The sequence below is a fragment of the Kutzneria buriramensis genome (genome assembly GCF_003387475.1).
Lineage (GTDB): Bacteria > Actinomycetota > Actinomycetes > Mycobacteriales > Pseudonocardiaceae > Kutzneria > Kutzneria buriramensis.
On sequence record NZ_QUNO01000006.1, the window covers coordinates 452,959 to 475,403 of the forward strand.

General features: G+C 70.6%; 28 protein-coding genes. 17 read left to right on the forward strand and 11 right to left on the reverse strand.

What is annotated here, in order from left to right:
* Positions 1 to 3: 3 nt before the first annotated feature.
* The gene (locus BCF44_RS20195) at positions 4 to 1,440 is read right to left on the reverse strand and encodes a protein kinase domain-containing protein (RefSeq protein ID WP_116175859.1); all 1,437 of its coding nucleotides are present in this window, start codon (positions 1,438 to 1,440) and stop codon (positions 4 to 6) included.
* A 163-nt stretch (positions 1,441 to 1,603) separates the two neighbouring features.
* Between BCF44_RS20195 and BCF44_RS20200 the strand changes: the two genes are divergently transcribed.
* The gene (locus tag BCF44_RS20200; RefSeq protein WP_246015306.1) at positions 1,604 to 2,248 is read left to right on the forward strand and encodes a septation protein IspZ; all 645 of its coding nucleotides are present in this window, start codon (positions 1,604 to 1,606) and stop codon (positions 2,246 to 2,248) included.
* 52 nt (positions 2,249 to 2,300) lie between these two features.
* Here BCF44_RS20200 and BCF44_RS20205 read toward each other — a convergent pair whose 3' ends face one another.
* Positions 2,301 to 2,780, reverse strand: coding sequence for a GNAT family N-acetyltransferase (locus BCF44_RS20205; protein WP_246015308.1), 480 nt, complete (start codon positions 2,778 to 2,780; stop codon positions 2,301 to 2,303).
* Between the two features lie 91 nt (positions 2,781 to 2,871).
* Here BCF44_RS20205 and BCF44_RS20210 point away from each other — a divergent pair, with 91 nt between their 5' ends.
* Complete coding sequence (locus tag BCF44_RS20210) at positions 2,872 to 3,597, forward strand: SRPBCC family protein (RefSeq protein ID WP_116175862.1); 726 nt, start codon at positions 2,872 to 2,874, stop codon at positions 3,595 to 3,597.
* Here the strand turns inward: BCF44_RS20210 and BCF44_RS20215 are convergent.
* Positions 3,584 to 4,396, reverse strand: a complete 813-nt coding sequence (locus tag BCF44_RS20215) for an aminoglycoside phosphotransferase family protein (RefSeq protein WP_170217634.1) — start codon at positions 4,394 to 4,396, stop codon at positions 3,584 to 3,586. The genes BCF44_RS20210 and BCF44_RS20215 overlap by 14 nt on opposite strands.
* A gap of 60 nt (positions 4,397 to 4,456) precedes the next feature.
* Between BCF44_RS20215 and BCF44_RS20220 the strand changes: the two genes are divergently transcribed.
* Complete coding sequence (locus BCF44_RS20220; protein ID WP_116175864.1) at positions 4,457 to 5,221, forward strand: putative protein N(5)-glutamine methyltransferase; 765 nt, start codon at positions 4,457 to 4,459, stop codon at positions 5,219 to 5,221.
* Here BCF44_RS20220 and BCF44_RS20225 read toward each other — a convergent pair.
* Together BCF44_RS20225 and BCF44_RS20230 are read right to left on the reverse strand one after the other, a co-directional pair.
* Positions 5,174 to 5,740: a GNAT family N-acetyltransferase gene (locus BCF44_RS20225; RefSeq protein ID WP_170217635.1), complete on the reverse strand. Its 567-nt coding sequence runs from the start codon at positions 5,738 to 5,740 to the stop codon at positions 5,174 to 5,176. The two genes, BCF44_RS20220 and BCF44_RS20225, sit on opposite strands and share 48 nt — an antisense overlap.
* 37 nt (positions 5,741 to 5,777) lie before the next feature.
* Complete coding sequence (locus tag BCF44_RS20230; RefSeq protein ID WP_116175866.1) at positions 5,778 to 6,401, reverse strand: Uma2 family endonuclease; 624 nt, start codon at positions 6,399 to 6,401, stop codon at positions 5,778 to 5,780.
* A 563-nt stretch (positions 6,402 to 6,964) separates the two neighbouring features.
* Between BCF44_RS20230 and BCF44_RS20235 the strand changes: the two genes are divergently transcribed.
* The 6 genes from BCF44_RS20235 to BCF44_RS20260 are packed head-to-tail and all read left to right on the forward strand — an operon-like array spanning position 6,965 to position 11,557.
* Positions 6,965 to 7,972, forward strand: a complete 1,008-nt coding sequence (locus tag BCF44_RS20235; protein WP_116175867.1) for a tyrosine-type recombinase/integrase — start codon at positions 6,965 to 6,967, stop codon at positions 7,970 to 7,972.
* 23 nt (positions 7,973 to 7,995) lie between these two features.
* Positions 7,996 to 8,358, forward strand: coding sequence for a YciI family protein (locus tag BCF44_RS20240; protein ID WP_116175868.1), 363 nt, complete (start codon positions 7,996 to 7,998; stop codon positions 8,356 to 8,358).
* 8 nt (positions 8,359 to 8,366) lie between these two features.
* Entirely contained in the window at positions 8,367 to 9,569 is a 1,203-nt protein-coding gene (locus tag BCF44_RS20245) for an RNA polymerase sigma factor (RefSeq protein ID WP_116175869.1), read from the forward strand.
* 31 nt (positions 9,570 to 9,600) lie between these two features.
* Positions 9,601 to 10,218, forward strand: a complete 618-nt coding sequence (locus BCF44_RS20250) for a DJ-1/PfpI family protein (RefSeq protein ID WP_116175870.1) — start codon at positions 9,601 to 9,603, stop codon at positions 10,216 to 10,218.
* Positions 10,215 to 10,649: a MarR family winged helix-turn-helix transcriptional regulator gene (locus tag BCF44_RS20255; RefSeq protein WP_246015310.1), complete on the forward strand. Its 435-nt coding sequence runs from the start codon at positions 10,215 to 10,217 to the stop codon at positions 10,647 to 10,649. The genes BCF44_RS20250 and BCF44_RS20255 overlap by 4 nt, the downstream gene beginning before the upstream one ends.
* A complete protein-coding gene (locus tag BCF44_RS20260; RefSeq protein ID WP_170217636.1) occupies positions 10,646 to 11,557 on the forward strand; it encodes a winged helix DNA-binding domain-containing protein in 912 nt (303 codons plus the stop codon). The genes BCF44_RS20255 and BCF44_RS20260 overlap by 4 nt, the downstream gene beginning before the upstream one ends.
* Here the strand turns inward: BCF44_RS20260 and BCF44_RS20265 are convergent.
* Positions 11,554 to 12,144: a TetR/AcrR family transcriptional regulator gene (locus tag BCF44_RS20265; RefSeq protein WP_246015312.1), complete on the reverse strand. Its 591-nt coding sequence runs from the start codon at positions 12,142 to 12,144 to the stop codon at positions 11,554 to 11,556. The two genes, BCF44_RS20260 and BCF44_RS20265, sit on opposite strands and share 4 nt — an antisense overlap.
* Positions 12,145 to 12,185: 41 nt before the next feature.
* Between BCF44_RS20265 and BCF44_RS20270 the strand changes: the two genes are divergently transcribed.
* On the forward strand, positions 12,186 to 12,803 hold the full coding sequence (locus tag BCF44_RS20270; RefSeq protein WP_116175873.1) for a class I SAM-dependent methyltransferase: 618 nt from the start codon (positions 12,186 to 12,188) through the stop codon (positions 12,801 to 12,803).
* Between the two features lie 3 nt (positions 12,804 to 12,806).
* Positions 12,807 to 13,262: a PPOX class F420-dependent oxidoreductase gene (locus BCF44_RS20275; protein ID WP_116175874.1), complete on the forward strand. Its 456-nt coding sequence runs from the start codon at positions 12,807 to 12,809 to the stop codon at positions 13,260 to 13,262.
* Between the two features lie 100 nt (positions 13,263 to 13,362).
* Here the strand turns inward: BCF44_RS20275 and BCF44_RS20280 are convergent, their stop codons facing one another.
* From BCF44_RS20280 to BCF44_RS20295, 4 genes are all read right to left on the reverse strand, one after another.
* A complete protein-coding gene (locus tag BCF44_RS20280) occupies positions 13,363 to 13,542 on the reverse strand; it encodes a hypothetical protein (protein WP_116175875.1) in 180 nt (59 codons plus the stop codon).
* Between the two features lie 117 nt (positions 13,543 to 13,659).
* Positions 13,660 to 14,370, reverse strand: coding sequence for a VOC family protein (locus BCF44_RS20285; RefSeq protein ID WP_116175876.1), 711 nt, complete (start codon positions 14,368 to 14,370; stop codon positions 13,660 to 13,662).
* A 47-nt stretch (positions 14,371 to 14,417) separates the two neighbouring features.
* Complete coding sequence (locus BCF44_RS20290; protein ID WP_246015314.1) at positions 14,418 to 16,436, reverse strand: putative bifunctional diguanylate cyclase/phosphodiesterase; 2,019 nt, start codon at positions 16,434 to 16,436, stop codon at positions 14,418 to 14,420.
* A 66-nt stretch (positions 16,437 to 16,502) separates the two neighbouring features.
* Positions 16,503 to 16,850: a hypothetical protein gene (locus tag BCF44_RS20295; protein WP_116175878.1), complete on the reverse strand. Its 348-nt coding sequence runs from the start codon at positions 16,848 to 16,850 to the stop codon at positions 16,503 to 16,505.
* 69 nt (positions 16,851 to 16,919) lie between these two features.
* Here BCF44_RS20295 and BCF44_RS20300 point away from each other — a divergent pair, with 69 nt between their 5' ends.
* The gene (locus BCF44_RS20300; RefSeq protein WP_116175879.1) at positions 16,920 to 17,702 is read left to right on the forward strand and encodes a glycerophosphodiester phosphodiesterase family protein; all 783 of its coding nucleotides are present in this window, start codon (positions 16,920 to 16,922) and stop codon (positions 17,700 to 17,702) included.
* Here the strand turns inward: BCF44_RS20300 and BCF44_RS20305 are convergent.
* Positions 17,699 to 18,310, reverse strand: coding sequence for a transglycosylase family protein (locus BCF44_RS20305; RefSeq protein ID WP_246015316.1), 612 nt, complete (start codon positions 18,308 to 18,310; stop codon positions 17,699 to 17,701). The genes BCF44_RS20300 and BCF44_RS20305 overlap by 4 nt on opposite strands.
* A 52-nt stretch (positions 18,311 to 18,362) precedes the next feature.
* Here BCF44_RS20305 and BCF44_RS20310 point away from each other — a divergent pair, with 52 nt between their 5' ends.
* From BCF44_RS20310 to BCF44_RS20330, 5 genes are all read left to right on the forward strand, one after another.
* Positions 18,363 to 19,784: an MFS transporter gene (locus BCF44_RS20310; protein WP_281283131.1), complete on the forward strand. Its 1,422-nt coding sequence runs from the start codon at positions 18,363 to 18,365 to the stop codon at positions 19,782 to 19,784.
* 109 nt (positions 19,785 to 19,893) lie between these two features.
* Positions 19,894 to 20,511: a D-sedoheptulose-7-phosphate isomerase gene (locus BCF44_RS20315; RefSeq protein ID WP_116175881.1), complete on the forward strand. Its 618-nt coding sequence runs from the start codon at positions 19,894 to 19,896 to the stop codon at positions 20,509 to 20,511.
* Positions 20,508 to 20,741: a HypC/HybG/HupF family hydrogenase formation chaperone gene (locus tag BCF44_RS20320; RefSeq protein WP_116175882.1), complete on the forward strand. Its 234-nt coding sequence runs from the start codon at positions 20,508 to 20,510 to the stop codon at positions 20,739 to 20,741. Before BCF44_RS20315 ends, BCF44_RS20320 begins: the two co-directional genes overlap by 4 nt.
* On the forward strand, positions 20,738 to 21,397 hold the full coding sequence (locus BCF44_RS20325; RefSeq protein ID WP_116175883.1) for a D-sedoheptulose-7-phosphate isomerase: 660 nt from the start codon (positions 20,738 to 20,740) through the stop codon (positions 21,395 to 21,397). Before BCF44_RS20320 ends, BCF44_RS20325 begins: the two co-directional genes overlap by 4 nt.
* The gene (locus tag BCF44_RS20330; RefSeq protein WP_116175884.1) at positions 21,394 to 22,437 is read left to right on the forward strand and encodes an NADH-quinone oxidoreductase subunit B family protein; all 1,044 of its coding nucleotides are present in this window, start codon (positions 21,394 to 21,396) and stop codon (positions 22,435 to 22,437) included. Before BCF44_RS20325 ends, BCF44_RS20330 begins: the two co-directional genes overlap by 4 nt.
* Positions 22,438 to 22,445: the final 8 nt, after the last annotated feature.

A 22,445-nucleotide genomic window follows, 5' to 3' on the forward strand; every position in this document is an offset into this window, starting at 1 on the left:
CCGTCACTGCGACAGCGTGGTGCAGGTGAGCTTGGGCTGCGGCGGGGACGTGCCCGGAGTGCCGGCCACCAGGCCGAAGCTGGTGGAGGTGTTGCCGGCCAGCACCGCGTTCCACGACGCGTTGCGCACCACCAGCACCGACCCCTGCTGCGAGAACGTGCCGTTCCACAGGCTCGTCACCCGCTGACCGCCCGGCAGCCGCCAGCTCACCTGCCACCCCGTCAGCTGCGACCCGGTCAGATTGGTGATCGTCACCGCCGCCTGGTAACCGGTCGACCAGCTGTTCATCACGTCGTAGTGCGCCGAACACGCCCCCGACGACGACACCGGATCGGCTGCGTCCGAGGATGTCGTCGGGGCAGGCGTCGCCACCGAGGACGTCGACGGCTTCATCGTCGGCGGCGCGGCCGACGCCACGGGATGCACCATCCCGAACTGCTGCGCCACCACCAGCCCCACGGCGACCACCGCGGCGGTCACCGGCACCGCCAACCCCAGCCACCGACCCACCGGCGAACCCCGCCGCTGCGCCGGCACCGGCACCGGCTCCGCCAGCGCCGGCATCTGCCGCGTGCCCGTGGTCGCCTGCTGAGGCAACGAAGCAGGCAGAGGGGACGAACCGGCCAGCACCATCTCGAACCGGTCCGCCACCTCCGCCATCGTCGGACGCGTCTCCGGATCACGCCGCAACATCTCCACCAGCAGGTCCGCCACGGCGCCGGCCCGCTTGGGCGGCGTGATCTCCCCGTAGGCGACCTGATGGAGCAGCGCGATCGTGTTCTGGTCCATCCCGTGCGGCGGCTTGCCCTCGAAAGCCGCGTACAGGGTCGAACCCAGCGAGAACACGTCCGACCGCGGGCTGCTGTCCGAACCGGTGGCCACCTCCGGAGCAAGGTAGGCCGGGGTGCCCGCGAGGATGCCCGCCGCGGTCACCGCCCCGTCGTCGGGCGCCCGCGCGATCCCGAAATCAGTGATCTTGGCCGTGCCGTCGTCGGCCAGCAGGATGTTGTCCGGCTTCACGTCCCGGTGCACGATGCCCAGCTCGTGCGCCGCGGCCAGCGCCGAGGCGACCTGGAAGCCGATCGTCGCCACCTCGGTCGGCTGGAGCACACCATTGGTCTCCACGACGTCGGACAGGCTCCGCGAGGGCAGGTACTCCATCACCAGGCACGGCCGGCCGTCGTGCTCCACCACGTCGTGCACCGAGATGGCGTTCGGGTGCTGGAGCCGGGCCGTGATCCGACCCTCCCGCTGCGCCCGCTTCACCGCCTCCTGCTCGCTGGCGTCGTCGGGGGACAGGCCGCGCAGCACCACCAGCTTGAGCGCGACCACCCGGTCCAGCCGCTCGTCCCGGGCCCGCCAGACCGCCCCCATGGAGCCGCGTCCGATGCACGACACCAGGCGGTAGCGCCCGTCGATCAACTCACCACTGTCCGGCACAACGCTTCCTACGCGTCAATCGACGAACCGGATCAGTCCGAACCGGTGAACCCATCCCAGGGTTTGAACGTCCTCCCTCACAGGAACCCAGCACGCGCGTCCGCTAGCATTCGCCCACCCCCGACAACGACTGCGAGACGGCCGACCCCCCATGCCCGAGCACATGACGGTCCACCTCCCAGCACCACTGGCCCTGCTCCGCCGTGGCGCCCAGCACCTGCTGGAGTCGACCCTGGTCCCGCTTGGCCTGTTCTACATCGTGTTCACCCTCGTCGGCCTCCAGGGCGCGCTGTTCGCCGCCCTCGGCTGGTCGCTGGCGGCGCTCGCGCGCCGCGTCGTCCTGCGCAAGGAGATCCCCTCGGTGCTGTGGGTGACCACGGCGCTGCTCTGCGTGCGCACGCTCGTCGGCTACCTCACCGGCAGCGTCTTCCTCTACTTCCTCCAACCGACCGTGCAGAACTTCGCGTTCGCCGCGATCCTGCTGGCCACGCTGCCGCTCAACCGGCCGCTGCTGGCCAAGCTGGCCGACGACTTCTGCGCGTTCCCGACCGTGGTCACCGGCCACCCCCACGTGCAGCGGTTCTTCCGTCAGGTCTCGTTCCTGTGGGCGCTGGTGTTCATCACCAACGGCGTCACCACGCTGTGGGCCCTGGCCAGCGCCACCGTGGGCAACTTCCTGATGGTCAGCACCGCCGGCTCCTACAGCATGGTCGCCCTCGGCATCGCCGTGTCCCTGCTGTGGTTCCGTCGCCTGCTGCGGGCCCACGGCATCACGCTCCGCCTGGGCCAGAAGGCCGTCACCGCCTGACTCTCCCGGCGAATCGGGCGTCGTTCTCCGGAACGGCGCCCGATTCGTGTGTTCAGGCTAGGCGCTTCTCGAACCAGTGGTCGGCGTAGGGGGAGCTGTTGTACGCCGGGATCTCCACGTAGCCGTTGCCCGCGTACAGCCGGCGCGCCTCCACCAGATCCTTGCGGGTGTCCAACCGCGCGGTCGTCAGGCCCGCGGCGACGGCCGCCCGCTCGATCGCCGTCAGCAATGCCACGCTGCCGCCGCGGCCGCGCAGCGCCGGCCTCAGGAACACCCGGGTCAGCTCGGCGACGCCGGGGGAGAGCACCCGAAACCCGCCGCAGCCGCCCAGCTCGCCGTCGTAGGAGGCGGCGAGCAGCAGACCCGTCGGCGGAACCAGGTCGTCGCTGGGCTCGTCCTCGAGGACCCGCTCGATCTCGGCCTCGGTGACCGGCCGACCCCAGTAGCGGGCGGCGATGTCCGTGAAGTACTCCCTAATCAGGAGCCCGCCCACCGGCCCGTTCGGATCCACCGCCTCGACAGTCCACGCCACGCCGGCATCGTCATCGAGGAACCGCCGTCGGCGCGACCGAATTTCGCGCATGCCGTTGCCAGTATATTCCCGTTTGGCTATATTCGCGGCCATGGACCCGACACTCGGCACCCACGCCGACGGCCGCCCCGCCCTGCGCTTCGAACGCCACCTCAAGCACGCGCCGCAGACCGTCTGGCAAGCCATCACCGAACCCGACCAGCTCAGCGCCTGGTACCCGTTCCGCGCACTGGAGATCGACCTGCGCGTCGGCGGCCGCATCCGGTTCGAGGGCATCGACGCCGTCGTCACCCAGCTCGACCCGCCCAAGGTCTTCGCCTTCTCCGAACACGCACCGGCCGCGATGACCCGCGAGAGCGACGACCTCATCCACTTCGAACTCATCCCCGACGGCGACGGCTGCGTGCTCGTCTTCACCCACGTATTCGACGACCGCCCCGCGGCCGCCAGCTACGGCAGCGGCTGGGCGATGTGCCTCAACGCCCTCGAAGCGCACGTCAACGGCGACGAATTCCGCATGGAACGGCCCTCCGACGCCCACCACGAGCAGCTCGTGCACGCCTTCGGTCTGGACCAGGGGAGTGTCGAACGCGTCGGCGACGGCTACCAGGTCCGCTTCGAACGCCAGCTCACCCGGCCCGTCGAGACCGTCCAAGCGGCGCTCGGCGACCTGGCCGAACACGTCCAGCTGTCGCAAGGCACCGGCCACGGCGCGCGCCTCGAGCTCACGCATACCGTGGCCAGCGAGGCCGACGCCGACCTCGACGGCTGGCGCCGACGCATCGAGGACCTGGTCCGCCGCCTCACAACCGGTTGAGCGCAGCCTTCAGGAACTCGTCCCGACGAGCGTTCAGGGTCGGCCCATCCAGATCGGGGCGGCCCTGGTCGACGGCGTTCGGCACCCACTCGCCGACGTCCGGCGGGGTGCTCAGCGACGCCACCACGTCCCAGTACGCGACATCCGGGGCCGGCTTCCCGGCCCGCTCCTGCCACCCCCGCAGCACAACATCCGCGTACTCCGGGCCGAAGAACAGGGCCGCATCCGCACGCAGCGACCCGATGTCCACGCCCGGATGCCCGACGCCGGAACAGTCCCAGTCGATGACCGCCGTCAGCGCGCCGTCCAGCCACATCGTGTTGCCCTGCCACAGATCCCCGTGCACGAACACCGTCGGATGCGGCGGCTCCGGCCGTGCGCCAACGGCTTCCAGCGCCTCCAGGAGCAGGGGAGAGGCGCCCTTGAGCTCGCGCCAGCGGTCGAAGTCCTCAAGCTCGATCGGACGGTGGCGCACCGGCAAATCCTTGCTGGGAGCCAACTCCACGGTGTGGATCACCGCCGCGGCCGCGCCGAGCGCCTCCAGCCGGCCCGACTCCGGCGTCAGGGGAATCTTGCTCGTGCCAGGGATCACCGACAGCAGCAGACCCTTGTCGCCGAAGTCGACAATGCGCGGCGCGGGCACACCGTGCTCGGCGGCGACGGTGAGCGCCGCGATCTCCGTCTCGAACGGGCCCCGGTCGCGCAGCACCGCCCGCTGGCCGTCCGCGAACGTCAACAGCCACGGCGTCTTGCCTTCGCGCAGGCCCTTGCGCTCGATCACATCCGAATCCGGCCACATGATCGGGCAGCGTAGGGGAGACCCCATACTGGGCGCAGGCCATTTCACGCAGGGGAGCACTTGAACAACATCGTCACCAAACTCCGCGCCGCCGGTTGCGTGTTCGCCGAGGACGAGGCCGAACTGCTCACCGCCGCCGCGGCGACGCCGGAGGAGCTGGCGTCCATGGTGGACCGGCGCGTGTCGGGGCTGCCGCTGGAGCAGATCGTCGGCTGGGCCGAGTTCTGCGGGCTGCGCATCGCCGTCGAACCGAGCGTGTTCGTGCCACGTCGCCGTACAGAGTTTCTGGTCGAACAGGCCTCCGCACTGGTTTCGCCGGGCGGCGCGGTCGTGGACCTGTGCTGCGGCACCGGCGCGATCGGTGTGGCAGTAGTGGCCGGTATGTCCGAATTCTCGCTGTACGCCGCCGACATCGACCCGGCCGCCGTCCGCTGCGCCCGCCGCAACGTCGAGCCCGTCGGCGGCCAGGTGTTCGAGGGGGACCTGTACGCCGCGCTGCCACCGGAGATCCGTGGGCGCGTCGACGTGCTGGTGGTCAACGCTCCGTATGTGCCGACCGACGACATCGCGCTCATGCCGCCGGAGGCCCGTGACCACGAGGCACCCGTGGCCCTCGACGGCGGCTACGACGGTCTCGCGGTGCACCGCCGCGTCGCCGCTGAGGCTCCCGCGTGGCTTCGGCCCGGCGGTCACGTCCTCATCGAGACCAGCGTTCGCCAGGCGGCCTCCACAGAGCGTTTGCTCGCCGACGCCGGTCTCACTGCTCGTGTCGAGCACTCAGAGGAGGTCTCCGGCACCGTCGCGATCGGTCGACGGCCGGTCTAGCCGGAACATCCTGCTGCGGCGTTGGGTCCCGTCGCGCCGCACGCGGGTGTCCCGGTGCACGCCCAGATCCCGTGCACCAAGCTTGCGAATCGCCGCCGCCGACCGTCCGTTGCGTTCATCGGTACGGAACCGGATCCAGTCCGCACCGTGCTCGAAGATCGCCGCGATCAGCAGCCGCTTCGCCCGGCCGTTGACGCCCGTACCCCAGATCGCCGGATCCAGCTGCGTCCCACCGACTTCCACGCCAGCCGCATCGTTCGCGTCGTACAGAACGGCAGTCATGCCGACGACTCGGCCGCCAGAGCGAACGGTCAACGACACACGTTGACCGTCGGCCAGGTTGCCCTGAATCGCCATGTCGAGTTCGACGGGGCTCACGGGAATCGGGTGCGGTATGTGTTCCCAAGCGCGGACGTCAGCGAGCGCGTTGAACATCGCAGTGCTGTCGGCTTGGTCGTAGGGCCGGAGCGAGACCACGCCATCGGTCAACTCGTCCGGCAACCGCAGGGGCCACCGCATGTCGATCATTCTGCACGGCGGCGCAGGGGAGACCCCGTCAATTCCGCTTCCGTCGCGGGCCGGTGAGCGCATCGAGGTCAATGGTCACCTCGTGGCCGCCTATGGCACCGGTGTAGCGGCCGGTCATTGGAGACGTGAAGTGGTACTGACCCGTGTCGTCGAGCGTGTAGACCGTCAGGCTGAGCGGATTCTCCTGAATGTCGATCACCCAGGTGTTCGGGATGCCATTGGCGGCGTACTCGGCCGGCTTCTTGATGTAGTCGCGGGCGGCCGACTCGCCAGGCGACACAATCTCAATAGCGAGCAGGATCTGCTCGGCCCGCACCCGGACCTGGTCACAGGCATCGGCCCCACACACGACGACATCGGGAATCCGACGCGGCGACGCGCCCACCAACTCAGCCTGGAACTCCAGCATCGCCTCAAGTTCGTCAGGGAGCTGGTCGTTGAGATGGCTGACCAATCGCTGGGCCGCCTTGATATGCGGGCCAGCCGGGCGGTTCATCACGAGCAGTCGACCGTCCTCGATCTCCAAGCGGTGCGAGCTGTCCGCGGGCAGCTCGTCAAATTCCACGACGCTGATCGGGTGGCCCTCACGTGCGAGTGCTGTGCTCACCGGGCTCGCTCCGATCGATTGGGTCAGCGGGGACGCCCTCAGCATGCCGTAACTCTAGCGGCAAGGCTGCGCCGAATGGAGTAGGACCCGTTCGGTCGCCACGAGAGAGGCCCGAGATCATCACTACTTAACATAATGTAGATTATCGGCCTAATGCGTATCAGGCTGACGAGCTGTACGGAAGGCGTTGTCGCCGAGCCGACTCGGCCCAGACATCGCCTCCACGGGCAAACGCCGCCGACGTTCACACACCGAGAGCCATCGTCGGCACGATGCCGTCACAGGAGCCAGCGCGGAGGGGCGACGGGGCGCTCAGGCGTGTCACAGGAGCGTCGGATCCCCCTGGAGGCGCCGCCACACGAACCGCCCGAGACAAGCGGACTTTTCATGCATAATCGCAATTATGCAGCAAAACGGACAGTGATCCAGTCTAGCTCAGTGGGCACAGGGGAGTCACGCATGTCGGAGGAGGGAGACGTTCAGGTCCCCGGCCAGGCGCTCGCGGAGTTGGCGGTCGGCACTCGGGCGTCTTCTCCCCTGCCGCAGAGTGACACGACCGGCGGGAAGATCACGGAGCTGACGGTCGTGCGCGGAAAACTGTCAGGGGTGTGCGGTACAAGATCCACATGAGGCTTGTGGACGCTCAGCAGGCGTTCTTCGCGGCCCGGCGGCCGCGCAAGGACTCGCCGCACACGACGGACGCCTACCGGCGCGACCTGACGGGCATCACCGCGCTGCTGGTGGCCGAGGTGGGCGGCGACGCGGAGATGCTGACGGTGGACGACCTGACGGGACCGGCGCTGCGGGCGGCGTTCGGCGCGTTCGCGGACACGCACGCGAAGTCCTCGGTGCTGCGGGCCTGGTCGACGTGGAACCAGTTCCTGACGTTCTGCGTGGCGGACGGGTTGTTGGCGGGCAATCCGATCGGGGCGGTGGCCCGCCCGCGCACTCCTCCCCTGTCCCCCAAGCCGCTGCGCGGCGAGGACACACCGGAGCGGCTGCTCCAGGCGGTGGCGCACGGCGAGCGCAAGGCGCGGGATCCCTGGCCGGAGCGGGACGTGCTGGTGATCGCGCTGGGTCTGCTGGCGGGCCTGCGGTCTGCGGAGATGCGCACCCTGACGACGAATTCCCTGGTGGGAAGGTCGGGTGAGATGCGTCTGCACGTCCACGGCAAGGGCAGCCGGGACCGGTCGATCCCGGTGGAGCCGTCGATGGAGAAGGTGATCAAGACGTACCTGACCTCGTGCCGGACGAGGTTCCCGCACGAGCGGTTCGGGCGCGGTGCTCCCCTGCTGCGCGACCGGTCGGGCGGCCCGATCGGCCGGGGCGCGCTGGAGTACCTGGTGAAGTCCTGCTACCGGTGGGCGGGTCTGCACGACCGGGTGCCGGTGGGGGCGAGTCTGCACGCGCTGCGGCACACCTTCGCCACGCGGCTGGCCGAGGACGGGGCGACGGCGTCGGAGATCATGGCTCTGCTGGGGCACGCGAGCCTGGCGACGAGTCAGAACTACATCGAGGCGACGGGCCGGGAGCAGCGGGCTGCGGTGGCCAGCAACCGGACCTATCGTGCGCTGGAAGGTGTCGAGACTCCCCCGTCGGCTCCGACCTCGCCGTGACGGGTTCGCGAGGAGGATGCGCTGTGAAGTACCTGCTGATGATCTACATGAACGACCAGACCTGGGTGGGGCTGTCCGAGCAGGAGCGGAGCGCGCTGATGGCCGGGCACGACGAGCTCCAGCGGGTGACGCGGGAGTCGGGCGAGCTGGTGGACACCAATGCCCTGGGCAGTCCGGAGACGTCGTCGGTGGTGCGGGTGCGCGACGGCGAGCCGGTGGTGACGGACGGCCCTTTTCTGGAGGCGAAGGAGTACCTGGCGGGGTATTACCTGATGGACTGTGAGTCGCGGGAGCGGGCGCTGGAGCTGGCGGCGCTGATCCCGGATTCGAGGCACTGCGCGACGGAGGTATGGCCGGTGATGATCTCCGCTGGGGTGGATGTGTGACTCCTGAGATGACGGTGGAGGGCCTGCTGCGCGAGTTGGCGCCGCAGGTCCTCGGCCTGCTGGTGCGCCGGCACGGTCAGTTCGACGCGTGTGAGGACGCGGTGCAGGAGGCGTTGCTGGCGGCGGCGACGCAGTGGCCGGTGGAGGGGGTGCCGGACAGTCCGCGGGCGTGGTTGTTGACGGTGGCGTCGCGGCGGTTGGCGGATGCGTGGCGCAGCGAGAGCGCGCGGCGGCGGCGCGAGGAGGCGGTGTTCGTTGCGGAGGTCGACGACGCCGAGGTGCCGGCGCAGGACGACACGTTGACGCTGCTGTTCCTGTGCTGCCATCCGGCGTTGACGCCGGTGTCGCAGGTGGCGTTGACGGTGCGGGCGGTGGGCGGGTTGACCACGGCGCAGGTGGCGCGGGCGTTCCTGGTGCCGGAGGCGACGATGGCGCAGCGGATCTCCCGTGCGAAGTCGAGGATCAAGGCGGCCGGGGCGCGGTTCTCGCTGCCGCCGGAGGGTGAGCGGGACGAGCGGCTGCGGGCGGTGCTGCACGTGCTGTACCTGATCTTCAACGAGGGCTACACGGCGACCGCCGGTGATCAGTTGTTGCAGGGCGAGCTGACGGGTGAGGCGATTCGGCTGACGCGGGCGGTGCGGGGGTTGCTGCCGGCGGACGGCGAGGTGGCCGGGCTGTTGGCGTTGATGTTGTTGACGGAGTCGCGGCGGGCGGCGCGGTCGCTGCCGGACGGGTCGCTGGTGCCGTTGGCGGAGCAGGACCGGTCGCTGTGGGACGCGGCGGCGATCGCGGAGGGCGTGAAGCTGGTCAGCGATGCGTTGTCGACGACACGGTTGGGGTCCTTCCAGCTCCAGGCGGCGATCGCGGCGGTGCATGCGGAGGCGCCGTCGGCGGCGGAGACGGACTGGGCGGAGATCGCGGGCCTGTACGGGTTGTTGGCGCAGATGGCGCCGAATCCGGTGGTGACGTTGAACCATGCGGTGGCGGTGGCGATGGTGCGCGGGCCGGAGGCGGGGCTGGCGATGCTGGCCGAGCTGGAGGGTGACGACCGGGTGGCGGAGCACCATCGGGTGGCGGCGGTGCGGGCGCATCTGTTGGAGATGGCCGGCGACGTTGCGGGTGCCCGGGAGTCGTATCTACGGGCGGCGCGGTTGACGTTGAGCATGCCGGAGCAGCGGTATCTGCTGGCGAAGGCCGACCGGGTGTCTTGACAACATGTTGTCACCATGACAAGCTGTTGTCATGGTGAGCTTGGTGCATGTCGCGGTGTACGAGGGCCTGTCGGACTGGGAGATCGGGCACACGGTGGCGAACCTGCGGGGCGGGATCGGTCAGCACTCCCCCGGCTCGTTCGACGTGCGGACGGTCGGCCTCACGGCGGAGCCGATCGTGACGATGGGCGGGCTGCGGATCGTGCCGGACATGGTGCTGGCCGATCTGGAGCCCGCTGACAGCGCGATGCTGGTGCTGACCGGTTCGACCGGGTGGAATCCCGGCGACGCGCCGACCGAGGCGTTCGCCGCGAAGGCGCGGGAGTTCCTGGACGCCGGTGTGCCGGTGGCGGCGATCTGCGGCGCGGTGGCGGGCTTGGCGCGGGAGGGCCTGCTGGACGACCGTGGGCACACCAGCGCGGTGCCGGAGTTCCTGGCGGCGACCGGGTATGCGGGCGGTGCGCTGTACCGCGAGGGCGATGCGGTGACGGACGGGGACCTGATCACGGCCGGTCCGACCGAGCCGGTGGCGTTCGCGCGGGAGATCTTCGCGCGGCTGGGCGTCTACAAGCCGGACATGCTGGACGCGTGGTTCCGGCTGCACGCGCACAGCGATGTCGCCGCCTACGCGGAGCTGATGTCGGCGTGACGGCGCCGGAGTTGCTGTCCCGGACGGCGTTGGCGGTCTTCCGGGTGCACGGCCAGATGCTTGAGGTGTCGGAGGAGTTGGCGCGCCCGGTCGGGTTGACGGCGGCGCGCTGGCAGGTGCTGGGCGCGGTGCTGCCGGAGCCGCTGCCGGTGTCGGGGATCGCGCGGGCGATGGGGTTGACCCGGCAGGGTGTGCAGCGGACCGCGGATCTGTTGGTGGAGCAGGGTTTGGCGGAGTACCGGCCGAATCCGGCGCATCAGCGGGCGAAGCTGCTGGCGGTCACCGAGGAGGGGCTGGCGGCGATCCACCGGATCCAGCCGGGGCACCGGGAGTTCGCGCAGCGGCTGTCGGAGAAGCTGGGTGCGGAGAAATTCGCGCAGGTGGCGGAATCGTTGGAGCAGTTGATCGCAGCTCTGGACTCGTTGGAGTGAGCCGATTCCGCGCCCAACTCCTGCACCGCCCTCTCGTCGGTGTGACCGACGTCGTGCGGCAACTGGTGGCGGTGCAGGCGCAGGACGTGTCGGCGTTCCCGCTGGCCATCCGGGTGCGCTCCACCGGTTTGTCGGCGGCGGATGTGGTGGCGGCGCGGGAGCGGCGTGAGATCGTCCGGTGCTGGGGTCCGCGCGGCACGTTGCATCTGATCGCCGTTGACGACCTGCCGTGGCTGTATCCGCTGGTAGCGCCCTCCCCTGCCGCCGCGCTGCGTCGGCTGCGGCAGCTCGACACCGACCCGGCAAAGGACGCCGCCGAGGCGCTCAAGGACCAAGGGCCGGTGACGAAGGCGGAGTTGGGTGAGCTGCTGGGCGCCGAAGGCCAGGCGATCGTGCACCTGGCGGCGTTGGCGGCCGGTCGCGGGCAGCTCGTGCTGGGTCCGGAGCGCGGCGGCAAGGCGACCTACGTGCACGCCGGTGACTGGCTCGGCGCTCCCCTGCCGACCTCTCTCGTCGACCGGGACGACGCCGTGCGGACGTTGGCCGCGCGCTACCGGGCGTCGCATGATCCGTGTGTGCCGGAGGATCTGGCGCAGTGGTCGGGTTTGCCGCTGGGCGAGATCCGACGCGCCTGGGGTACGGAGTCCACTGTGGAGGACGAGCCCGGCGAGGGCGTGCGGCTGTTGCCCGCCTACGACGAGTTCCTGCTGGGGTGGCGGTCGCGGGATCACGCGGTGCCGGCGGCCTACCGGAAGGCGATCCATCCCGGCGGCGGCGTCATCCGCTCCGCGGTCCTGGTGGACGGGCGTGTGGTCGGCACGTGGAAGGCGGGGCCGAAGGTGGAGCTGTTCGAGCCGGTCGACGCCCGTCTCGACGAGGAGATCGCCGACATGGCCCGGTTCCGCTAGGGGCGGGTGGCGCGGTCGAAGGTGTCGGCGAGTTCGCGGCCGAACTCGGTGGCGTCGACTTCGGGGTAGTGCACGAGGCCGATGACCATGGCGTCGATGGCGCCGATGATGGACACGGCCATGGCGTCGACGTTGAACCGGCCGAACTCGCCGGCTTCCTGGCCGGCGCGCAGGTGCCCGGCGAACAGGCCGAAGCGCGCGTCGACGAAGTCGGGGGTGGTCGGTGCGTTGCGGGCGATCTCCATCAGCGCGCGGACGTGGCCGGGGTGGGCGCGGACGAGTTCCATGTTGGACTCGAGGCGGGCGCGCAGCTTGGCGCGGTAGCCGGTGGCGGCCTCCATGCGGGGGCTGACGAAGTCGTACGCGACGGTGGTGGCCTCGGTGAGGACCTCGCGGATGAGGTCGTCCTTGTTGGCGAAGTGGTAGGAGATCATGCCGGTGCTGGACAGGCCGGCCTGTTTGGCGATGCGCGTGAAGGAGGTGGCGGCGTAGCCGTGCTCGGCGATCACGGCGATGGCCGCGGCGACGATCTGGGCGCGCCGGGCGCTCTCGGTGAAGGTCCTCCTCTTGGGCGGGTTTGCGCGCATGAGCAATATGTAGCACGAGTGAGCTAGGGAGGTCGGTTGCGGTGGAGGCGTTCGTGCGGGAGCACACCACTGCCCGGGCGACGGAGTTCGTGCCGGAGGTGGTGTTGCGGGTCGCCGAGGACGTGACGCCGCTGTGGGAGCTCACGGGGGCGTCGGAGCCGCCGTTCTGGGCGTTTCCCTGGGCCGGCGGGCAGGGCGTGGCCCGCTACGTGCTGGACAACCCGCAGGTCGTGGTGGGTAAGCGGGTGTTCGACCTGGCGTGCGGGTCGGGGCTGGTGGCGATCGCCGCGGCGCTGGCCGGGGCGGGTGCTGTGACGGCGTGCGATGTGGACGAGATGGCGCTGGTGGCGGCGCGGATCAATGCCGAGGCGAACGGGGTGACGCTGGAGACGCTGCACGCGGATGTGCTGGCGACGGGCGTCGACGCCGAGGTGGTGCTGGCCGGGGACGTGTTCTACGACCGGGACATGGCCCACGCGGTGCTGCCGTTCCTGCGGCGGGCCGCGGCCGGTGGGGCGGTGGTGTTGGTGGGCGATCCGAGCCGGCCGTACCTGCCGAAGGCGGAGTTCGAGCGGGTGGCCGGGTACGAGGTGCCGGTCCCCCGGTCCCTGGAGGGGGTGGCGGTGCTGCCGACCACGGTGTGGCGACCTAGGGTCTAGATCATGGCTGTTGCGACCACGAATGCGGTGGACCGCGCCGCGCTGACGGAGTTCCTGCGCACGCGGCACCGGGCGATCATCATCACCACGCGGGCCGACGGCGGCCCGCAGTCCTCGCCGGTGACGTGCGGGGTGGACGGGCAGGGCCGGATCGTGGTGTCGACGTATCCGGAGCGGGCCAAGGCGCGCAACGCCCGGCGGGATCCGCGGGTGTCGTTCTGTGTGCTGTCCGACGAGTGGGACGGCCCCTACGTGCACGTTGAGGGCCGGGCGGAGGTGCTGGACCTGCCGGAGGCGCTGGAGCCGCTGGTGGACTACTTCCGGGGCATCTCCGGCGAGCACCCGAACTGGGACGAGTACCGGGAGGCGATGGTCCGTCAGGGCAAGTGCCTGATCCGGGTGGAGCCGACCCGGTGGGGTCCGGTGGCCACGGGTGGTTTCCCGGCGCGGCTGGCCTGAGGCCCTTCCCCGAGTGTCGCTGCGGCGGCATTCGGGGAATTAGCTGACCGAATGCTCGTGAGGGAGATCCCTGGATTCGATTTCGTTGACGGCGTCGCCGTCAACGCCGCCGAAGGAGCTGTGCCGGCCGCTGCCGCCCGGCGTCCAGCACCCGTGCCCCCGGCCGCACACCGGTCGCGTCGAGGATGAAGTCGATCTCAGCGGCGGTCTGGGCCGGCGGCACGGCGGCGCGCCAGAACGTGTTGGCCAGTTCGGTGAAGAAATCCGTGCACCACGGCAAGGTGACTGCGAGAAACGGAAGTCGCTGGGTTCACCGGGCACGGCGAACCACACGCCCGGTGGGTCCGGGGGTGCCCATGGCATCAACCTTTGCCTTGACGGTACGTCGGAGCTGGTCTTACAGCGCCGCCCAGGCGCCGCCCCAGCCGATGGGGTCCTCCAGCAGCGTGCAGACCGTGCCGAACGGGTCGGCGACGGCGGCCATCACGCCGGTGGGGACCTCGCGGGGGTCGATGAGCACCGTGCCGCCGTTCTCGGCGGCGGTGTCGGTGACGAGCTGGATGTCGGTGGCGGCGAGGTAGCACATCCAGGAGGTGCCCATGTCGGCGGCGATGGCCTCGTCGACGAGCAGCCGGCCGGCGATGGCTCGGGCGCCGGTGTCGTCGGGGGCGTCGAACAGGGCGAAGGGCTTGATGTCGGCGCCCTCGCCGGGGGCCCGCAGTGTCCAGCCGAGGTGCTGGGCCCAGTAGTCGTCGGTGGTGTCGGCGGTCATGAGCTCGACCCAGCAGGGTTCGCCGTGCCGGGGCGGGGGCGCCCACGGTCCGTGCCGGACGCGCCCGGGGTCGAGGGTGGCGGTGACGCCGGCGGGGTCGGCCAGCAGCGCCGTCGGCCGGCCGCCGAGTACGACGTGCCAGCCGGGGGTCTCCCACTCGACGGGTCTTCGGATCAGGGCGGCCAGCCGGTCGCCGACCCAGCACCGCATGGTCCCGTCGTCGGCCGGCATCACGATCCAGCCGAACAGGGCGCGGTAGTAGTCGGCCGATCCGGCCGGATCGTTGCTGCGCAGTTCGACGCGGCGCAGTCCCTTGACGGGGACGTCCTCGGGCACGGGGCGGGTCCTTCCCTGGGCGCGTGCGGGCGTGGCGGCGGCAGGCGTCAGGAACGCCCATCCTCGGCCGTGGGCAGGTGGTCGGACAATGCGCCGTCCGGCGGCTTCAGCACGCTGCCCAGGGGTTTGGGCTTGCCGAGGTGGAAGCCCTGGCCGACGGAGACGCCGAGCTTGGACAGCATCTCCACCTGGGCGGGCCGCTCGACCCACTCGGCGACCACGGACAGGTCGAAGCCGCGGGCGATCTCCAGGATGCCGGAGACCAGCACGGCGTCGCGGGTGCCGGAGTCGATGCCGCGGACGAACTCGCCGTCGATCTTGAGGCCGGTGATCGGCAGGTGCTTGAGGTGCACGAAGGAGCCGAAGCCGGCGCCGAAGTCGTCCAGGGCGATCCGGCAGCCGGTGGCGCGGACCTGGTGGGCGAGGCTGCGGGCGGCGTCGAGGTTGGTGACGGCCGCGGTCTCGGTGATCTCGAAGCCGAGCCGGCCCGGGGCGACGCCGGAGGAGGCGAGCCGGTCGAGCACGAAGTCGGCGAAGTCCTCGTCCTCCAGGGTTCGCCCGGAGACGTTGACGTCGAAGCGCAGGTTGGGGTCGGGGTGGGCGACCAGGGTGTCGATGGCCTTGCCGAACACCCAGCGGTCGATCTCCAGGACGAGGTCGCTGCGTTCGGCGGCGGGCAGGAAGTCGGCCGGGCCGAGCAGCGGGAGCTGACCGTCCTCCAGGCGCAGCAGCAGCTCGTAGCCGAGGGTTCGGCCGGAGGACAGGGCGACGATGGGCATGGCGTGCAGCGCCAGGTCGCCGTGTTCGAGGGCCTTGCGCAGGCGGTCCTGCACGGAGACGCGCTTGGCGGTGTCGGCGTAGTGGCCGGGGTCGTAGACGGTGACGCGGTTGCGGCCGGCCGCCTTAGACGCGTAGAGGGCGAGGTCGGCGTTGGCCAGCACCGCTTCCCAGCCCTCGCCGGAGGTGAAGCCGGCGACGCCGGTGCTGACGGTCATCCGGGTGGTCGCGCCGCCGGCGACCAGCGGCAGGCCGGCGACGGCGTCGCGCAGGCGGCCGGCGACCTCGGCGGCGTCCTGCTCCTGGTAGCCGGGCAGCACGACCGCGAACTCGTCGCCGCCGAGGCGGCCGAGCAGCTGGCCGGGGTCGAGGCGTTCGCGCAGGGCGGCGGCCATGGTGCGCATGAGCCGGTCCCCCACGGCGTGGCCGCGCAGGTCGTTGACGTCCTTGAAGTTGTCCAGGTCGAGCAGCAGCAGCGAGCCGGTGCCGCCGGTGGCCAGGTGCCGCTCCAGCTCGCGGGTCAGCGCGCGGCGGTTGGGCAGGCCGGTGAGCGGGTCCTCCTCGGCGAGCTGGCGCAGCTCGTCCTGCAGGCGGCGGTCCTGGGTGACGTCGTGGCAGGTGCCCATCATGCGCACGGGCGTGCCGTCCTCGTCGCAGATGACCTCGCCGAAGCACTCGAAGAAGCGCTCGTTGTCGACGCCGACGAACATGCGGTGGGAGTAGGTGAACCGCTCGCCGTTGGCGCGGGCCACCGCGAGGCTGGTCTCGATCATCTGGCGGTCGTCCGGGTTGACCAGGGCGATGTAGCCGGCGTAGTCCAGCTCGGTGCCGGGCTCCAGGCCGAACATGTCCAGTAGGGCGTCCGACCACAGCACGCGGTCGGTGGTGATGTCCCACTCCCAGTTGCCCATGCGGCCCAGCACCTGGGCCCGGCGCAGCGCGTTGGCCTGCTGGGTGGCCTCCAGCTCGCGGTCGCGCCACGAGGTGATGTCCATGATCCGGTAGAGCAGCTGGTCGCCGCCGGGCAGCGCGGTGCAGCTGATCTCCAGCCAGCGGTGCTCGCCGTCGTCCTGGCCCGCGGCCTGCACGACCAGGCCGGTCTGCGGGGTCTCCGGGGCGCCCGGCAGCAGCGCCGGCAGCGACCTGCCCAACGCCTGGTCGGCGGGCACGCCGATGAGCGTGCCCAGCGCCGGGTTCGCCCAGCTCAGTTTGCCGTGCAGGTCCGTGACCCCGAATCCGACGTCCGCCCAGCGCAGGACGTGGTTGTGCACGGCGCCGTGGTCCGCCACCAGCTCCTCCTTGCCACCCGGCGCCATAGTTGTCGGTTCACCGCCCACTGGGCAAGCCCGCGCCGGTCACCGTAGGCGTTCCAACCCCGTGGCGGTGCCCAGCAGTGCCCGCGCCATGGAGTGCAGTTCGTCCGGTTCCGCCCCGTCGGCGACCGCGGTCGCGATGTCCTCGGCGGCGCACCGGAGCTGGAAAAGTCGGTCCTGGAGGTTGGCCAGCTCGGTGCTGGACAGCACCACGGCGTCCTCGGGCAGGCCGCCGCGCTGCACGGCGCTGCGACGCTCGTAGGCGCGCTGCCGGCAGGTCTGGGCGCAGTACTGGCGGCGGCGCCCGAACTGGCCGTCCGCGGGCAGGCGTTGGCCGCACCACGCGCAGTGGCGTGCCGCCTCCCGTCGCCGGGTGGTGGTGACCTCCATGGGCGGCGAGGTTATCCGTACATCTGATGGACACCGAAAGCGCCACGCCGCTGAGGCAGACTGCGCACTGTGCGAAGTGGACATCCCTACCTTGACGACGGACCGCACCCGCGCGCGCTGGCGCACCGGGGCTGGCACGTGGGCGACCTGGCCGGCATGGAGAACTCGATGAGCGCGTTCCGGCGTGCGATCGAGGAGGGCTACCGGTACATCGAGACCGACGTGCAGGCCACCACGGACGGGGTGGTCGTGGTGCAGCACGACGACGTGCTGGACCGCACCACGGACCGGCAGGGGGTGATCGCGAAGCTGCCGTGGTCGGAGGTCGGGCGGGCGATGGTCGGCGGGCGGGAGCAGATCCCGACGTTGGAGGCCGTGCTGGAGGAGCTGCCGGCCGCGCGGCTGAACGTGGACGTGAAGGCGGACAACGCCGCCGGTCCGGTGCTGCGGGTGCTGGAGCGGTGCAACGCGTGGGACCGGGTGTGCCTGGCGTCGTTCTCCGACGCGCGGCTGGCCCGGCTGCGCAAGATCGCCGGGCCGCGGCTGACCACGTCGATGGGGCCGGGGACGGTGTTCGCGCTGTGGTCCTCGGGGCGGTGGCCGGTGCTGGGGACGCGCCGGTTCGTGCGGGGTCAGATGGCGCAGGTCCCGGAGCAGCAGGGGCCGCTGCGGGTGGTGGACCGCCGGTTCGTGGACGCCGCGCACCGGTTGGGGGTGGAGGTGCACGTGTGGACGATCAACACCGAGGACCGGATGCGGGCGCTGTTGGACCTCGGTGTGGACGGCATCGTCACCGACCGTCCGGATCTGCTGCGTGACGTGCTGAAGTCGCGGGATGCCTGGCCGGCCTAGGGGCGGTAGCCGGCGGGCGGGTTGCCGAGCCAGGCGGCGGTCCAGGTCAGCCGGCCGAGCTGACCGGTGACGGTGATGCCGTTGGTGGCCTGGAGGTCGCGGACGGCCTGGCGGGTGGCGCCGTCGTAGCAGCCGGCGCTGGCGAAGACGTAGCCGAAAGTGGCCATGCGTTGCTGCCAGGTCCGCAGCGGCGGGTCGCAGTCGCCGGCGAGGTAGACCTTGCCGGGCCAGACTGGCACGGCGATGTAGGCGGCGTCGGTGGGTGTGGGGATGCGGCGGGAGGCGGCGTCCGCGTCGGGGGTGAGGCCGAGCTTGCCGCCGCACTCCCACGGCTGCCAGCCGCGCATCCGGTACAGGTAGAGCGCCCGGTAGTCCTGCTCGGCGGGACTGGCCTGGCTCGGCAGTCCGGTGCCGCCGACGCTGGCCCAGGTTGCCTGGTCGAACTGGTAGGCGCCGAAGTACTTCCCGTCCGGGGACACCGCGGTGTAGTTGTCGGTGGACTCGCACATCCGCAGCCGGTACCAGTCCAGCTTGGCGGGATCGGCTGCCGCCACTCCCGCGCACACGATCAGCAGTGCCGCGACGACCAGCGGCAATCGGGTGATCACGGTCCGAAGGTAGGTGCCTTGCGGTGCTGTCACAACTTGGTGACCCGCATGGCTGGCGGCTGGTGATCATGGGTACGGTTTCGCACCACCCCGACGACGACGCCGGAAGGCAGCGATGACTGAGGCCACCACCCAGGCCGCCGGCGACCCGGCGATCAAGCGGCTGCGTTTCGGCTGGTACAGCTACGGCTGGGCGGCGCAGGTGTTCGAGACCACGGTGCTGGCGGTGTTCATGAGCCGCTACCTGCCGGCGGTGGCCACCCACGCGGTCGGCGAGACGGGCCGCCTGCACGTGCTGGGCATCCCGATCGCGCCGGGCTCGCTGTTCACCTACACCATCTCGCTGGGCTCGATCCTGCTGATCGTGCTGATGCCGATCGTGGGGGCGTTCGCCGACCGCACGGGCCGCAAGCGGCAGATGCTGTTCGCGTTCGCCTACGTGGGCGCGTTGTCGTGCGCGTTGATGGTGTTCGTGGGCCTGAACGACTGGGTGCTGGGCTCGGTGCTGTTCATGGTCGCGTTCCTGACGTACAAGTGCGCGCGGGTGGTCTACAACTCGCTGCTGCCGGACCTGGCCGGCTCCGACGAGCGGGACGCGGTGTCGTCGGTGGGCTGGGCGGCCGGCTACCTGGGCGGCGGCACGCTGCTGGCGCTGAACTTCGTGGCGAGCTTCCTGATCAGCGACAGCGCGGTGCTGGCGCGGATCTCCCTGTGCAGCGCCGGCATCTGGTGGGCGGCGTTCATGATCATCCCGGCGGTGATCCTGCGGCACATACCCATGCACTCCGACACCCACGCGCCGGCGGCGGGCTCGGCGTTCACCGCGGGCTTCAAGGAGCTCGGCGACACGCTCAAGCACCTGCGGCTGTACCCGTGGACGCTGCTGTTCCTGCTGGCCTACCTCGTCTACTACGACGGCATCGCGACCACCACCACACTGGCCGCCGACTACGGGCAGAACGAGCTCAAGCTGGGCGAGACGACGCTGCTGTCGGCGATCCTGCTGGTGCAGTTCGCCTCGTTCGGCGGCGTGCTGCTGCTGGGCAAGCTGTCCGAGCGGTGGGGCGCCAAGGTGGTCGTGTCCTGGTCGCTGGTGGTGTGGTCGGTCCTGATCACGCTGGCCTACTTCCTCCAGGCCGGCCAGCCGGTGCAGTTCTACCTGCTGGCGATCGGGATCTCGCTGGTGCTGGGCGGCAGCCAGGCGCTGTCGCGGTCGATGTTCGCCAGCATGATCCCGAACGGCAAGGAGGCGGAGTACTTCAGCCTGTTCGAGATCTCCAGCTCGGGCACGTCGGCGCTGGGCCCGCTGGTGTTCGGGCTGGTGCTCCAGAACACCGGCAGCTACCGGTCGGCGATCTTCTCGCTGATCGCGTTCTTCGTGCTCGGCCTGATCCTGTTGCTGCTGGTCAACGTGCGCAAGGCGATCACCGCCGCGGGCAATCCGCTGCCGGCCACCTTGAACCGTGAGCGGTAACAAATTGAACGTTCAAAATCAATGCCTGCATTGTGTGATGTTGACTACAGCTCTAGGCTGAGACAGTTCTGTCCGGGCTATCTCTCAGCGTGAGGGAAGTGAACCCCCAATGGCGTGGGCATCCGGCAGCGTGACGCCGCGCGCGCTGTTCGACCGCCGCACCGCTCCCATCGACGACCTCGCCGGGCACGCCGAGGACGTCGCACGTGCCTGCCACGCCATGGCCGTCCGCTTCCACCGCGGCGGCAAGCTCGTGGTGTTCGGCAACGGCGGGTCCTGCACCGACGCCCAGCACGTCGCCGTGGAGTTCGTGCACCCGGTGATCGTGGGCAAGCGGGCGCTGCCGGCCATCTCGCTGACCTCCGACGTCGCGACGCTGACGAGCGTGGCGACCGACGAGGGCCTCGAGGAGGTGTTCGCGCATCAGATCCGGTTCCTGGCCGAATCCACCGACATCGCGCTGGCGCTGTCGGTCGACGGCGACTGCCCCAACGTGCTGCGCGGCCTCGCCGCGGCGCGCGAGCTGGGCATGCTGACCGTGGCGCTGATCGGCGGGGACGGCGGCCGGATCGCGCGGGAGCGGGCCGCCGACCATGTGCTGGTGGCCCGCTCCGACGACCCGCGGGTCGTCAAGGAGGTGCACGTGACCACCTACCACGTGCTGTGGGAGCTGGTGCACGTGTTCTTCGAGCAGCCGGGCGTGCTTGATCCGACGGTCCTGCGATGATCACCGGATCAGGGGATTCCCCCCACTGCTCGGCTAACGGCTGCATCACCTGTGGCGACACGGCGGTGGTGGTCACCGTGGTGGAGCTGCTGCCCGACGGGCTGGCGATCGTGGACACCGGCTCGGGTCGGGAGGAGGTCAGCGTCGCCCTGGTGGACGCACACGTCGGCGGCAGCGTGCTCGTGCATGCGAGCGAAGCGATAGCCGTCATCCAGGAAGGTCCGCAATGACCACCGACGAGGTGGAGTCGCTCTACCCGTTCCTCTACGCCGACAAGGTCGACCTGGACGCGGTGCTGGCGCAGGTCAGCGCCTCCACCGCGGCGAAGGCGGCCGAGATCACCCAGCTGCGCGCGAAGGTGCTGGCCGCCGACGGCGACCGGCTCGCCGCATGCGCGGCCGAGATGGCGGCGCGGTTCGCCGACGGCGGGCGGCTGCTGTCGTTCGGCAACGGCGGCTCCTCCACCGACGCGCAGGAGGTCGCGGGCCTGTTCCTGGCCCCCGGCGAGGGTTTCCGGCCGCTGCCGGCGTTCTGCCTGACCAACGACATCGCCGTGGTCACCGCGCTGACCAACGACATCGGCTTCGACGTGGTGTTCGCCCGCCAGCTGGCCGCGCTGGCCCGGCCGGGCGACATCGCGGTGGGGCTGTCCACCAGCGGCAACTCGGCCAACCTGCTGGCCGCCTTCGACGAGGCGGGCCGGCGGGGGCTGCTGACCGTCGGCATCGCCGGCTACGACGGCGGCCGGATGGCCGAGCTCGACTCCATCGACCACCTGTTCACGGTGCCGTCCGCATCGGTGCACCGCGTGCAGGAGGCCCAGACCACCATTTACCACGTGCTGTGGGAACTCGTTCTCGACCAGCTCAGGGGTGATGACCAGTGAGCACCACCGAAGAACAGCCCATCCACATTCTCTGGATCAACGCCGGGCTGAGCTGCGACGGGGACTCCGTCGCGCTGACCGCGGCGACCCAGCCCAGCATCGAGGAGATCGTGCTGGGCGCGCTACCCGGCCTGCCCAAGATCGCCGTGCACTGGCCGCTGATCGACTTCGAGTGCGGTCCGGTGCAGGGCGCGGACAACTTCATCGACTGGTTCCACAAGGCCGACGCCGGCGAGCTCGAACCGTTCGTGCTCGTGGTGGAGGGCTCGATCCCGAACGAGTCGATCAAGTCCGAGGGCTACTGGTGCGGGTTCGGCAACAACCCCGACACCGACCAGCCGATGACCACCAGCGAGTGGCTGGACCGGCTGGCGCCCAAGGCGCTGGCGGTGCTCGCGGTGGGCACCTGCGCCGCCTACGGCGGCATCCACGCGATGGCCGGCAACCCGACCGGCGCGATGGGCGTGCCGGACTACCTCGGCTGGGACTGGAAGTCCAAGGCGGGCATCCCGATCGTGTGCGTGCCGGGCTGCCCGATCCACCCGGACAACCTGTCCGAGACGATCCTGTACCTGCTGTACCTGGCCGCGGGCCAGGCGCCGATGATCCCGCTGGACGAGCAGCTGCGCCCGCAGTGGCTGTTCGGCAACACCGTGCACGAGGGCTGCGACCGGGCCGGCTACTACGAGCAGGGCCAGTTCGCCTCCGAGTACGGCTCCCCCAAGTGCCTGGTCAAGATCGGCTGCTGGGGGCCGGTGGTGAAGTGCAACGTGCCCAAGCGGGGCTGGATCAACGGCATCGGCGGCTGCCCCAACGTGGGCGGCATCTGCATCGGCTGCACCATGCCGGGCTTCCCCGACCAGTTCATGCCGTTCATGGACGAGCCGCCCGGCGCCCGGGTGTCGGCCGCGGCCAGCGGCGCGTACGGGTCGGTGATCCGCCGGCTGCGCGGCATCACGCTGCGCAAGGCCAACCGCGAGCCCAAGTGGCGGGCCAAGGGCAAGGAGCTGCACACCGGCTACACGTCGTCCTGGCGGTAGGAGACCCC